A 12,688-nucleotide genomic window follows, 5' to 3' on the forward strand; every position below is an offset into this window, starting at 1 on the left:
GTGTAAATCATGCGTGTAAGTGGTCTTTCTTCAGGTATGGATACCGATGAGATTATTAAGTCGCTTATGAAAGCACAGCGAATTCCAATGGATAAGCTGGCGCAGAAGAAACAATTACTCGAATGGAAACGTGATGATTACCGCACATTGAATAATAAAATATTGGAGTTTCGCAACGCTGCATTTGATATGAAGCTGGAGTCAAGTTATTTAGCAAAGAAGGTATCATCATCAGAAGAAAGTATCGTATCGGTAACAGGCTCCGCCGCAGCGAATGAAGGACAATATGCGCTCAAAATCGAGAAGCTGGCTAAATCGGCTTCTTTAACCTCAGGGGATTTGGCGGGCGCCGCTAGCAGCGACAAGACGATTGGTAGTCTAGGCTTGGTCAGTAATACCCAATTAACCATCACAGGGGAGAAAGGCGCAAAATCAATAGCTATAAAAACAAGTGATACGATAGGGCAGCTCGTTACGGCAATTAACACCGAATCGGCATCTACAGGCATCAAAGCTTCCTATGATTCGACAATGGATAGACTGTTTTTTACCTCCTCGAAAACGGGAGAGACATCAAAAATTAATTTAGAACTAGTGAATGGTGAAAGTATAAACAATATTATTGGTATAGAAGCTAAGGATGGAGCACAAAGCTTTGCATCGGAAAGCTCGCTGGTCAATGGGGCATTGGTAGGCACGTCCGTATTCACAGTTAATTATGACAATGTTGATTATAACTTCAATGTCACCAATACCACGACCGTTGGAGATTTAGTAGACCAAATGAATAGTGATTTGAATGGGGCTGGAATTAATGTCTATTTAAACAGCAGCGGGGAACTATCGATATATAACAGAGATACGACCAAAACAGTGCTTTACTCGGATGATCAAGGTAATGCTGTAGTAAACGCGTTGGGCCTCGACGCTATGACTGTAGAAAATTCGATTAAGAGTGTTACAGGCTCAAATGCTAAAGTCCTCTTTAACGGCATTGAAGCGGAATATGAGTCTAACACATTTACAATTGTAGGCATGACTTTTAATGCCAAGCAGGTAAGTGCCACCACTGTTGATATAGGTGTATCTCAGGATGTTGATACCGTTGTTGACACCATTAAGAAATTTGTTGAGAAGTACAACTCAGTTATTGATGAAGTAAATAAAGAAGTGATAGAGAAACGGGATCGTGACTATCAGCCGTTAACTGACACACAGCGCGAGGATATGGACGATGATGAGATTAAGAAGTGGGAAGAGCGTGCTAGAAACGGTATGCTCGCAAACGATGGAATATTAACCGGCGGATTAGTTTCTTTCCGCCGTGCATTATCCGAATCAGTGAGCGGACTCCCAGTAGGACAATTGAAAAGTCTATCTGAAATTGGTATTTCAAATAGTAATATAAAAAGTTCTACGATCACTGGCTCCTATGCAGACCGTGGAAAGCTATATATCGACGAGACAAAATTGAAACAGGCACTGACTGATAATCCGGATGAAGTTATAGCTTTGTTTACTACAAATGGAGCAACCGTTGAGACTGACGGTATTGCAACACGATTGTACGACAAAGCGTCGTCACTCTTTAGTCAAATTACGGAGAGAGCAGGCTCTACAACTTCAGTCGAAACCAATTATTTAATGGGTAAAGAAAATATTCACTTAACGAAGCAATTGTCGAATCTAGCTGAACGATTAGATGATCTGGAGACACGCTACTACAAGCAGTTCACAGCTATGGAAACCTATCTCAGCCAAATGAACTCTCAAAGCGCATGGCTAACCCAGCAATTTAGCTCATAGGAGGCTACAGCATGCAATTACAGCAACGCAATAAATATTTAGTAACAACGATTCAGACGGCTTCACCGGCGCAGCTGCTTATTATGCTCTACGATGGAGCTATTCGGTTTTGTCGCCAGGGCATTGCAGCGATAAAAGAAAAGAATTATCCAGACGCAAACACGAACTTGTTAAAGGTTCAAGATATCATTAATGAATTTATCATTACAATAGATCGCAATTCCCCGATGGCCGACAACTTGCTTCGTTTATATGAGTATTTTAATACCCGTCTTTTCGAAGCAAACGTGAAGAAAATAATAGAACCAGCCGAAGAAGTGTTAGCCCATCTTTTGGACCTGAAGGAAACCTGGATTCAAGCTGCCAAACAATACAATCAGTTAGCGGGACAAGCGAGTGGAAGCACTCCTAAAACAACTCATTCATCTGTCGTCTAATCTAAAGGATCGATTGAGCAGCTGCGGGCTTGAGGATATTGAAATCTATATGCAGGAGCGGGATTTAATATTTGCTGAACTTCAGCAGTTTAATCCTTCTCCTGATCAAGCTGCAGCTTTGCGCCCTCAAGTATTGCGTATTGCGGAGATGGACACCGTCATCACCGGCAGAATGACGGAGCTGCGCAATGAAGCAACTCAAGAGATGGACAAAATCAATCGGGGGAAACGTTCCAAGTCGATGTATGAGTCAGGCTCATATGGAGACGAAAGTTTATTTTTCGACACAAAACGATAAGCCGAAATCCCCCTTTATACCTCAAATGAATTCGCTTACAATAAATTGTTTGACAATTCCGTGAAGTGGGTGTTATAGTCAAATTGTGGGTTATACAATGAGATGCCTCACAGTATTTGAAGATGAAGGGAATGTTTGCACATGCAAGGTAAAGTTAAATGGTTTAACGCAGAAAAAGGTTATGGATTTATCGAGACTGAGCAAGGCGGCGACGTATTTGTTCATTTCTCCGCTATCCAAACCGAAGGTTTCAAAACACTTGAAGAAGGCCAATCCGTGGAATTCGATATCGTTGAAGGCGCTCGTGGACCACAAGCTGCTAACGTAGTTAAATTGTAATTATTCGGCTGATCCAGCCAACCTATATTTTGGATCACTAAACAATCAATGACACAAAGCTCCGGGTATCCGGGGCTTTTTTTTGTTAACCGGATACGGAAGCTGTAGTGCCGGTAGATGAAAACCCGGATTTTTGCTTCAGGAAAAAAACTTTTATTTGCTGCTGTGGCATGTCTACTTCATCTATGCATTATAAATCTGAATATTCCAAATAAAATAAAAACTATTTTACTATGAGCGCTTACATATGTTATAATAAGTCCATGTAAAGGAGGAATTCCCCATGAACTACAACATTCGAGGTCAACACTTTCAAGTGACAGATGCATTGAGAGACTACGTCGAAAAGAAACTCAACAGATTGGACAAATATTTCGAAGCACCAATCACCTCCGACATTAACGTAACACTATCGGTCACCAAAGGGAAACATGCAGTTGAGGTGACTATTCCACTCACCGGCGTCATGCTCAGAGCTGAGGAGAAAAGCGAGGATATGTACGCATCGATCGATCTGGTTGCGGACAAACTCGAACGACAAATTCGTAAGCATAAAACCAAAGTAAATCGTAAATTCCGTCAAGGAAGCGGCGTACGCACCTTGTTCAAAGAGGACGGATCAGCAGTGAGCGTTCTTGAGGAAGAGGATGATCTGGAGCTTGTACGTACTAAGCGCTTTGCTCTTAAGCCTATGGACGTAGAAGAAGCGATTTTGCAAATGAATATGGTTGGACATAGTTTTTTCGTATTTTCGAATGTAGACAATAAAGAAATTAGTGTTGTATACAAACGCAGTGACGGCAAATATGGTTTAATTGAGCAAGGCTAGCAGCAATTATACTTAACATGACGAGCCTTTTCTCCTTTACGGAGAGAGGCTTTTTCTTTTATAAGCGCCCTCGTTGCGGCAGTGTCGACAAACTGATACAATTTAATGCAAAGAGGCGTCATTACGAAAGGGGAATTCCATGCTCGGATTAGTGAAGAAGATATTTGGTGACCATAACGAGCGCGAGGTAAAACGGCTCCAACGGACGGTAGATGAAATAAATGCGATAGAATCGAAATTTACGTCTTTATCCGATGAAGCGCTGCGCGCTAAAACAGAGGAATTTAGAGCAAGAATTGAAAAGGGCGAGACATTAGACAAAATTCTTCCCGAAGCTTTTGCAACGGTCAGGGAAGCATCCAAGCGTACGCTTGGCATGCGTCATTTTGACGTGCAGCTGCTCGGGGGTATGGTTCTGCATGAAGGCAAGATTGCGGAGATGAGAACGGGTGAAGGTAAGACGCTCGTGGCGACGCTTCCTGTATATTTGAATGCGCTGCTCGGCAAAGGCGTTCACGTTATTACGGTCAATAACTACCTGGCACAGCGTGATAGCGAGCTGATGGGAGAGCTGTACGGCTTCCTCGGCATGACAGTCGGCTGCAACCTGCACGGTTTGTCGCATGATGAGAAGCAAGAAGCCTATGCATGCGATATTACGTATGGTACGAATAATGAATTCGGATTCGATTATTTGCGTGACAATATGGTGCTTTACAAGGAACAAATGGTTCAGCGCCCGCTTTATTTTGCCATTATCGATGAGGTGGATTCCATTCTAGTCGATGAAGCGCGGACGCCGCTTATTATTTCCGGACAAGCTGCTAAATCGACAGAGCTTTATTTTGCCGCTGACCGCTTTATAAGCCGTTTGAAGCCCGAAGAGGATTTCACGATTGATATTAAGCTGCGCAGCGTTATGCTGACGGAATCAGGCGTCGAGAAGACCGAGAAAGCTTTCCAAATCGAGAATTTGTTCGACCATGCGAATGTGACGCTAAACCATCATATTCAGCAGGCGCTGAAAGCTAACTTTATTATGAAGCGCGATGTAGACTATGTTGTCGAGGAAGAAGAAGTAGTCATTGTCGACGAATTTACCGGCCGTCTCATGTCGGGACGCCGCTATAGCGATGGCTTGCACCAAGCGATTGAAGCGAAGGAGCAGCTGAAGGTTCAGAATGAGAGCATGACGCTTGCGACTATCACCTTCCAAAACTACTTCCGTATGTATCGCAAGCTGGCAGGTATGACCGGTACAGCGAAAACGGAGGAAGAAGAGTTCAAGCGTATTTATGGGCTTGATGTTATTCAAGTGCCTACAAACCGTTCTATGATTCGTAAGGATATTGCGGATGTTGTGTACAAATCCGAAAACGGTAAATTTAAAGCGGTTGTTGAAGAGATCGTTCAGCGTCACAGCAAAAATCAACCGGTGCTCGTAGGTACGATATCCATTGAGAACTCGGAAAAGCTATCGGAGATGCTGAAGCGCAGAGGTGTGACGCACAAGGTGCTCAACGCGAAGTTCCATGCCGAGGAAGCGGAAATTATATCGCGCGCAGGTCAAGCTGGCGCTGTGACAATTGCAACGAACATGGCTGGCCGCGGTACGGATATTTTGCTGGGCGAATCGGTTCATGATCTTGGAGGCTTGCACATTATCGGTACGGAACGCCATGAAAGCCGCCGGATCGATAACCAGCTGCGCGGTCGTGCGGGACGTCAAGGAGATCCGGGTTCTTCGCAGTTTTACTTGTCGCTTGAGGATGAGCTGATGCGCCGCTTCGGTTCGGAAAATATTATGGGCATGATGGACAAGCTTGGACTTGATGAGGACCAACCGATCGAGAGCCGGATGATCTCAAGAGCGATTGAATCGGCGCAGAAGCGCGTTGAGGGCAACAACTTTGACATTCGGAAAGTCGTTTTGCAATACGATGATGTGATGAACCAGCAGCGTGAGGTTATTTATAAGCAGCGCCGCGATATTCTTGGGTCGGAGAATATCCGCCAGGAAGTTATGGACATGATTAAGCCGGTCATCGACCGCATCGTTGAAGCGCACTGCGAAGGGGATATTCCGGAGGAATGGGATTTGCAGGCGATCGTAGATTATGCGCATGCAACCTTCCTGCAGGAAGGCTCTTTGACCAAAGAAGAGATTTGGGGCAAAGAGAAGGAAGAGATCATCGACTACATTTACGAGGAAGTCGTTGCTTCTTATGATGAGCGCGAGGAAGAGCTTGGGCCGGAAACGATGCGCGAGTTCGAGAAGGTCGTTGTGCTTCGTGCGGTAGACAGCAAGTGGATGGATCACATCGATGCGATGGATCAGCTTCGTCAAGGTATCCATTTACGCGCATATGGCGGCACAGATCCGCTTCGCGAATATCAATTCGAAGGCTTCGAGATGTTCAAGGAAATGATTGAGCACATTCAAGAGGAAGTCGCAAGATACATTATGAAGGCTCGCGTGGAAAGCAATCTGGAGCGTCAAGAGATAGCTCAAGGCCAAACGACGACGACGAGCGGCGGCGGAGAAGCAGTAGAGAAGCGTCCGGCGAAGCGCGAGGATCGCGTAGGCCGTAACGACGTTTGTCCTTGCGGCAGCGGCAAGAAGTACAAGCTGTGCCACGGCAAGTAAGGAACAGCGCTAGGCCGTACAGCATACGGTGAAGAATGCAGAACTATTTTGAGGTGAAGCGGAAGCTATGATAGACATAACGGTTAAACAGGACCTGCGTGAAATGGCCAAGCGGCTCCAAGAGCTCAGGGGGTCTCTTTGACTTAGATCTTAAGCAGGAGATCATTGCTAATTTCGAAGAGAAGATGACGTTCCCCGATTTCTGGGATGATAACGACAAAGCGCAAAGCGTTATTTCTGAACTGAATGCGGTGAAGTCGGTCGTCGAGCAGTACGACAAGCTAAACAGTGAGCAGGAAGACCTTCAGATGATGTTAGAGCTCGCAGAAGAGGAAAGCGACGAATCGCTCGAGGCGGATGTCGTGAGCGGCGTTGAGAAGCTCGTGCGTAAGGTGAGCGATTTCGAGCTTCAGCTTCTTCTTAATCAGCCTTACGATAAGCTCAATGCTATACTCGAGCTGCATCCTGGCGCAGGCGGAACAGAGTCGCAGGACTGGGGCCTGATGCTGTACCGGATGTATACGCGCTGGGCGGAGAAGAGCGGCTTCAAGGTGGAGCTGCTCGATTACTTGCCTGGTGATGAGGCCGGGATTAAGAGTGTCACTATTTTGATCAAAGGCTACAATGCTTACGGTTATCTGAAGGCAGAGAAGGGCGTACACAGGCTTGTTCGCATATCTCCGTTTGATTCCGCGGGCCGCCGTCATACGTCGTTTGCTTCCTGTGATGTTGTCCCGGAAATCGACGATAGTATCGAGATCGAGATTCGTACCGAAGATTTGAAGGTGGATACGTACCGGGCAAGCGGAGCGGGCGGCCAGCATGTCAATAAGACAGAGTCTGCTATCCGAATTACGCATATCCCTTCAGGAATCGTGGTCGCTTGCCAGCAGGAGCGTTCGCAAATCCAGAACCGGGAGCGGGCGATGAATATGCTTCGTTCCAAGCTGTACGAGAGGAAGATCGAGGAGCAGATGAAGCACTTGGCGGAAATTCGCGGCGAGCAATCCGATATCGCTTGGGGCAGCCAAATTCGTTCTTATGTTTTCCATCCGTACTCTATGGTGAAGGATCATCGCACGTCGGTGGAGACGGGCAATGTCGGCGCTGTTATGGATGGCGATATTGATGCTTTTATCGATGGGTATTTGCGGCATCAGATTCGTCATGATTGATTGAGCGTTAAATGCATAAACTTGGGGAAGAGTTCCAACACGGATAGCGTGTGGGGCTCTTCTTTTTGCTAAAATCAGCTTATAAGGAGATTGAAGGCATGAACAAAGGCGCGGTGAAACGGAGAAAGGGCGGGCGCAGCTTGAGTCCGAGGGCACAATCGGCTTGGAGCATCGTCCAGCTCCTGATTGGCTCGGTCATTGTAGCGATTAGCTTCAATATGTTCATGGTGCCCAATGGCATCGCTTCAGGCGGCATATCCGGTGTGTCAATTCTCGTTCAGAGAATGGCGGGCATTACACCGGCGCTCACACAATGGGCGATCAATATTCCGCTGTTTATCGTAGGCTTGTGGCTGCTTGGCAAACGGTTTGCGGTTAAAACAGCGCTGGGCTCGATCATATTACCGCTATTTGTGCTGCTGACGGATGGCTGGCCGTCGCCAACCGGTAATCCGCTTCTTGCGGCTATTTATGGCGGTATCGGAGTAGGGCTCGGACTTGGTCTTGTTTTTCGGGGAGGAGCATCTACGGGCGGGGTGGATTTAGCAGCTCAAATTTTACATCGATATACGGGGCTTCCGCTTAGCTTAGCAATCGTTTGCTTTGATGGGTGCGTAATTGCGGCAGCTGGAATCATCATTTCGCCTGAGATTGCCCTGTACGCATTGATCGGGTTATTTGTGACGAGCAAGACGATTGATTTTGTGCAAAGCGGTCTGCAATTGTCCAAGGTGGCATTCATTATAAGCGGCCATTCCGAGGCTGTAGCCGAAGCGATTTTGAATGATTTGGATCGCGGCTTGACGCGCCTTGATGGTCACGGCGGATATACGGGAGCGGGGCGCACGGTGCTTATGGTGGTTGTTGGGCAGAATGAGGTTGCGAAGCTGAAGCAGTTAGTGCGGGCAATCGACCCAGGCGCATTTGTTATCATTAGCAACACGGCTGAGGTGCTCGGGCAAGGGTTTAAGCTGGAGGGCTGATTAGCGGACTGCGCGTGGACAAGCGGAACGGCTTATTGAAAGTGAAAGGATACAAGAGCTTGGTGCGGATTTAATGAAAATGCGATCTTGTATCCTAAATAGTTTTGGAAGTTGCTTATCGTTACGAGCTTAATTCGAAGGTAGTGCATTTACGAGCTTGTTCTTATTTTCGTTTAAGTTTTTCAATTTCTGTTTTTACACTTAACTGCTCCTGGTTCAAAATATCGATTCCAAACTCATGCGTATGCAGTTGAGAAGCTACCTTGCGCTCGAAGCTTACTTGAGCGGACTCCAATCGCTTAGAAACATCCAGTGTTTCCAGCGCAGCTTGACGAACCAAGGGGATATCAACGACCAAGGACTCGATTTTGAGCAGCCGCCGGTTCGTTGTTTGCTGCTCCCGTTTCATATCCTTTTGCTCATCTTCGATGGATTGGAGTTTTTGTTTCATTTCCAACTGTTCGTTTTCGATGGATTGAAGCTTATGACTCATTCCCACCTGTTCGTTTTCGATGGAGTCCAGCTTTCCGAGAATTTGTTTCATTACCCTTTGTTCGCCTTCGATTGAATCCAGCTTCATCAGTATTTGCTGCAAAATTTGTCCGTCCATCCTGTCATCTCCTCAGATCTTGTTAAAGATGAAGTATTCGTTGGTTTTCTCGCCGTTCTTGTTTCTCTGTCAGAAAATAGTATACCATGTATCATTCTGCTATGATACAATAAAATAAGAACATATGTTCTGTTAATTTTGGACATTGCGGGAGCTGGAAGTCATCAATTGTTCATTGTATTAATATAAATTCGATTGTATAATAATACGAAACAATGTGTGTATTTCCATCAACAGTCGAATGTTGTACAATTATAAGTTGAGAAAGAAGACAACCTTTCCGCATGCGGAAAGAGCAATAGATGGAGCTGCAGCTTACTCGTCTGAACGGGGCGGGCTCAGCGCGCAGCATCAAGTTTCGGGGAGAGATTAACATGAGCACAAAGGTGAAAATAGCGATTATCGGTTCAACCGGCTACGGCGGTGTAGAGCTCATTCGATTACTCGCATCCCATCCGCTGGCAGAGGTGACATCGGTCATTTCGTCATCCAGCGCAGGTACGCCGATTACGGAAGGATATCCGCATCTGACGGGCATTCGCGAGGAGCTGCTCGATGATGTCGAGCCTGCTTCGATTAAAGCAAAGGCGGATGTCGTGTTTCTAGCTACGCCTGCCGGTGTAGCTGCTAAACTGGTTCCCTCCTTGCTTGAGGCCGGTTTGAAAATTATTGACCTTTCCGGAGACTTCCGGTTAAAATCGCCTGCTCTATATGAGCAGTGGTATAAGAAGCCTGCTGCGGATGAAGCTTATTTAGAGCAAGCCGTATTTGGACTGGCAGAAATATACGGAGAACAAGTGCTGGATGCTCCGTTTATTTCCAATCCGGGCTGCTACCCGACTGCGACGCTGCTTGGGCTTATTCCGGCGGTTAAAGAGGGCTGGATCGATCCGTCAACGATTATTATTGATGCCAAATCGGGCGTTTCCGGTGCGGGGCGCGGCGCTTCGCTGGGCACTCACTATTCGGAGCTTAATGAAAACTTCAAAGCTTATAAGCTGAATAAGCATCAACATATTCCGGAAATCGAAATGGTGCTGTCCGCCGTGGCTGATACGCCTGTCGTGGCGACCTTTACGACACATCTCGTGCCGATGACGCGCGGCATAATGTCTACGATGTATGCGACTGTGCAGGGCGAGCGAAGCACGGGTGATTTTATCGATCTGTATCGCTCCTATTATGAAGGACGAAAGTTTGTACGGATTCGTCCGGAAGGACAATGGCCGTCTACGAAGGAAGTATGGGGCTCCAACTATTGCGATATCGGCTTTGCAGTCGATGAGCGCACAGGCCGTGTAACCATCGTTTCTGTAATCGACAACCTGGTTAAAGGCGCAGCAGGTCAAGCGATTCAAAACTTGAACTTGATGATGGGCTGGGACGAGACGCTTGGACTGCAATTCGTTCCCGTTTATCCTTAAAAATATTTGATCTTATTATCCATACTCATACAGGTGAAGGAGATACGATTTTACGATGGGACAGGACAATACGGCAGCCTTGTTCTCGGTCGTCGCGGACGGCTCGATTACAACGCCCCAAGGCTTTAAAGCAGGTGGACTGCACTGCGGTCTCAAAAAAACGACGCGTCACGATCTAGGCGCAATCGTATGCGAAGTTCCAGCCGCGGCAGCGGGCGTATATACGACGAACGTGTTTCAGGCTGCGCCGCTTCAAGTAACGCGCGAGAGCATCGGCTCGGACGGCCTGCTGCGCGCAGTGCTCGTGAACAGCGGAAACGCGAATGCCTGCACAGGTAAGCAAGGCGAGGCGGATGCATACGAGATGAGAGCAAGATTCGCGGAGTCGATTGGCGTTTCGGCGGATCAAGTAGCGGTTGCATCGACGGGCGTTATCGGCGAGCTTCTGAAAATGGACAAGGTACGCGCCGGCATCGACGGTCTGCCGGCTAAGCTGGATAGCAACCGCGAAGGCGCGGATGATTTCTGCCAGGCGATTCTGACGACGGATTTGGTTCAGAAGATGGTATGCGTCGAAATTGAGCTGGACGGCAAACCGGTTTATGTAGCGGGTGCAGCGAAGGGTTCAGGCATGATCCATCCCAATATGGCGACAATGCTCGGATTCGTAACGACGGACGCGGCAATTGGAAGCGAGGCGCTTCAACAAGTTCTGCGCCAGTCGACGGATCTGACATTCAATATGATAACGGTTGACGGCGATACGAGCACGAACGATATGCTGGTAGCCATGGCGAGCGGGCTTGCGGGCAATCGCGAGCTGACAGCTGCGCATGAGGGCTGGGCAGCGTTCGCAGCAGCGGTCCGTCATGTGTGCGAGGTACTCGCCAAAGCAATCGCCCGTGACGGCGAAGGCGCAACCAAGCTCGTTGAGGTGCGGGTGAACGGCGCAGTAAGCGACGATTCCGCGCAAGCGATCGCGAAGACGGTTATCGGATCGTCACTCGTAAAGTCTGCCGTGTTCGGAGCGGATGCGAACTGGGGCCGTATTATCGCGGCGGTAGGCCGTGCCGGCCAGCCGGTTAATCCGGAGACGGTCGACATCCGTCTTGGCGATATTTTGACTTTGGAGCAATCTCGTCCTGTCGTATTTGATGAAGAGATAGCCTTGGAATATTTAAAAGGAGATACCGTTGTGATTCGTGTTGATCTACATAATGGCGAAGGACAGGCAACGGCATGGGGCTGCGATTTGACGTATGATTATGTCCGCATTAATGCGGCATATCGGACTTAAAGCAAAGTAGACGCTTGGAGGGTATGGAAAAGTGGCGGAGCAACGATTTGTAATGAAATGCGGAGGCAGCACGCTAGCGGCGCTTCCAAACAGCTTTTTTGACGAACTGCAGGAGCTGCAGCTCTCTGGCGTTCTCCCGGTCATCGTGCATGGCGGCGGCCCGGCGATATCAGAGACGTTAGGCAAGCTCGGCATCGAGACGGGTTTCGTGAATGGTCTGCGTGTAACGAATGATGCGGTGCTTGATGTAGTCGAGATGGTACTTGCGGGTCGTATTAATAAAGAAATCGTACGTAAAATTCAAATCAACGGCGCGAAAGCGCTCGGCCTATCGGGCGTTGACGGCAAGCTCATTCAGGCTCAGCCTGTTGCCAATGCCGATGAGATCGGCTTCGTAGGCGACGTCACGGATGTGAATGCTGCGATTATCGAGGGCGTGATGGCCATGGGCTATATTCCAGTTATTGCTCCAATCGGGATTGACGATCAAGGACAGCGCTACAATATTAATGCGGATACGGCGGCAGGCGCGGTTGCATCGCATTTAGGCGTCGAGCGAATGATCGTCGTAACGGATGTTCCGGGCATTTTGAAAACGGTGGACGGCCGGAAGCAAGTGCTTCCGGTTGTGTCTGTGGCGGAAATCGAAGAGATGATCGCGAGCGGTGAAATCTACGGCGGCATGATTCCGAAAGTACGCGCAGCCATTCAGTGCATACAGGGGCGCGTGCGCGAGGTTGTGATTGTAAGCGGCGAGGAGCCGGGCGTATTGACAAGAGCTGTCCGCGAGGGCGGCGTCGGCACACGAATTGTTCAAACGAATGAAGGGCGGGTGTAGGATCG

12 protein-coding genes are annotated in these 12,688 nt (G+C 48.0%); 11 read left to right on the plus strand and 1 reads right to left on the minus strand.

The window, feature by feature from the left end; genetic code table 11:
- Nucleotides 1–9: 9 nt before the first annotated feature.
- The 8 genes from fliD to AC0YNZ_RS26570 all read left to right on the plus strand — a co-directional run bounded on the left by fliD (nt 10) and on the right by AC0YNZ_RS26570 (nt 8,514).
- Entirely contained in the window at nt 10–1,806 is a 1,797-nt protein-coding gene (gene fliD, locus AC0YNZ_RS26535; protein WP_475829468.1) for a flagellar filament capping protein FliD, read from the plus strand.
- Between the two features lie 11 nt (nt 1,807–1,817).
- Nucleotides 1,818–2,243: a flagellar export chaperone FliS gene (fliS, locus tag AC0YNZ_RS26540; RefSeq protein WP_475829469.1), complete on the plus strand. Its 426-nt coding sequence runs from the start codon at nt 1,818–1,820 to the stop codon at nt 2,241–2,243.
- On the plus strand, nt 2,203–2,541 hold the full coding sequence (fliT, locus tag AC0YNZ_RS26545; protein ID WP_475829470.1) for a flagellar protein FliT: 339 nt from the start codon (nt 2,203–2,205) through the stop codon (nt 2,539–2,541). Before fliS ends, fliT begins: the two co-directional genes overlap by 41 nt.
- Nucleotides 2,542–2,682: 141 nt before the next feature.
- Entirely contained in the window at nt 2,683–2,880 is a 198-nt protein-coding gene (locus AC0YNZ_RS26550) for a cold-shock protein (protein ID WP_028608231.1), read from the plus strand.
- A 283-nt stretch (nt 2,881–3,163) separates the two neighbouring features.
- Nucleotides 3,164–3,709 (plus strand): ribosome hibernation-promoting factor, HPF/YfiA family, encoded by a 546-nt coding sequence (hpf, locus tag AC0YNZ_RS26555; protein WP_475829471.1) that lies wholly within the window; start codon nt 3,164–3,166, stop codon nt 3,707–3,709.
- A gap of 139 nt (nt 3,710–3,848) precedes the next feature.
- Nucleotides 3,849–6,356, plus strand: a complete 2,508-nt coding sequence (gene secA / locus AC0YNZ_RS26560; RefSeq protein ID WP_475829472.1) for a preprotein translocase subunit SecA — start codon at nt 3,849–3,851, stop codon at nt 6,354–6,356.
- Between the two features lie 67 nt (nt 6,357–6,423).
- A protein-coding gene (gene prfB / locus AC0YNZ_RS26565) for a peptide chain release factor 2 (protein ID WP_475829473.1) occupies nt 6,424–7,531 on the plus strand; the annotation gives its coding sequence in 2 pieces (ribosomal slippage) (nt 6,424–6,495 and nt 6,497–7,531; 1,107 coding nt in all).
- Between the two features lie 98 nt (nt 7,532–7,629).
- Nucleotides 7,630–8,514 (plus strand): YitT family protein, encoded by an 885-nt coding sequence (locus AC0YNZ_RS26570; protein WP_475829474.1) that lies wholly within the window; start codon nt 7,630–7,632, stop codon nt 8,512–8,514.
- Between the two features lie 163 nt (nt 8,515–8,677).
- On the opposite strand, the gene AC0YNZ_RS26575 is transcribed toward AC0YNZ_RS26570, so the two are convergent.
- The gene (locus tag AC0YNZ_RS26575; RefSeq protein WP_475829475.1) at nt 8,678–9,124 is read right to left on the minus strand and encodes a hypothetical protein; all 447 of its coding nucleotides are present in this window, start codon (nt 9,122–9,124) and stop codon (nt 8,678–8,680) included.
- Between the two features lie 374 nt (nt 9,125–9,498).
- Here AC0YNZ_RS26575 and argC point away from each other — a divergent pair, with 374 nt between their 5' ends.
- The 3 genes from argC to argB are packed head-to-tail and all read left to right on the plus strand — an operon-like array spanning nt 9,499 to nt 12,683.
- The gene (gene argC, locus AC0YNZ_RS26580; RefSeq protein WP_475829476.1) at nt 9,499–10,548 is read left to right on the plus strand and encodes an N-acetyl-gamma-glutamyl-phosphate reductase; all 1,050 of its coding nucleotides are present in this window, start codon (nt 9,499–9,501) and stop codon (nt 10,546–10,548) included.
- Nucleotides 10,549–10,603: 55 nt separating this feature from the next.
- On the plus strand, nt 10,604–11,845 hold the full coding sequence (gene argJ / locus AC0YNZ_RS26585; RefSeq protein WP_475829477.1) for a bifunctional ornithine acetyltransferase/N-acetylglutamate synthase: 1,242 nt from the start codon (nt 10,604–10,606) through the stop codon (nt 11,843–11,845).
- A 52-nt stretch (nt 11,846–11,897) separates the two neighbouring features.
- Nucleotides 11,898–12,683, plus strand: coding sequence for an acetylglutamate kinase (gene argB, locus AC0YNZ_RS26590; RefSeq protein ID WP_475829497.1), 786 nt, complete (start codon nt 11,898–11,900; stop codon nt 12,681–12,683).
- Nucleotides 12,684–12,688 lie beyond the last annotated feature (5 nt).

It is taken from the genome of Paenibacillus sp. J2L1-98 (assembly GCF_056269405.1).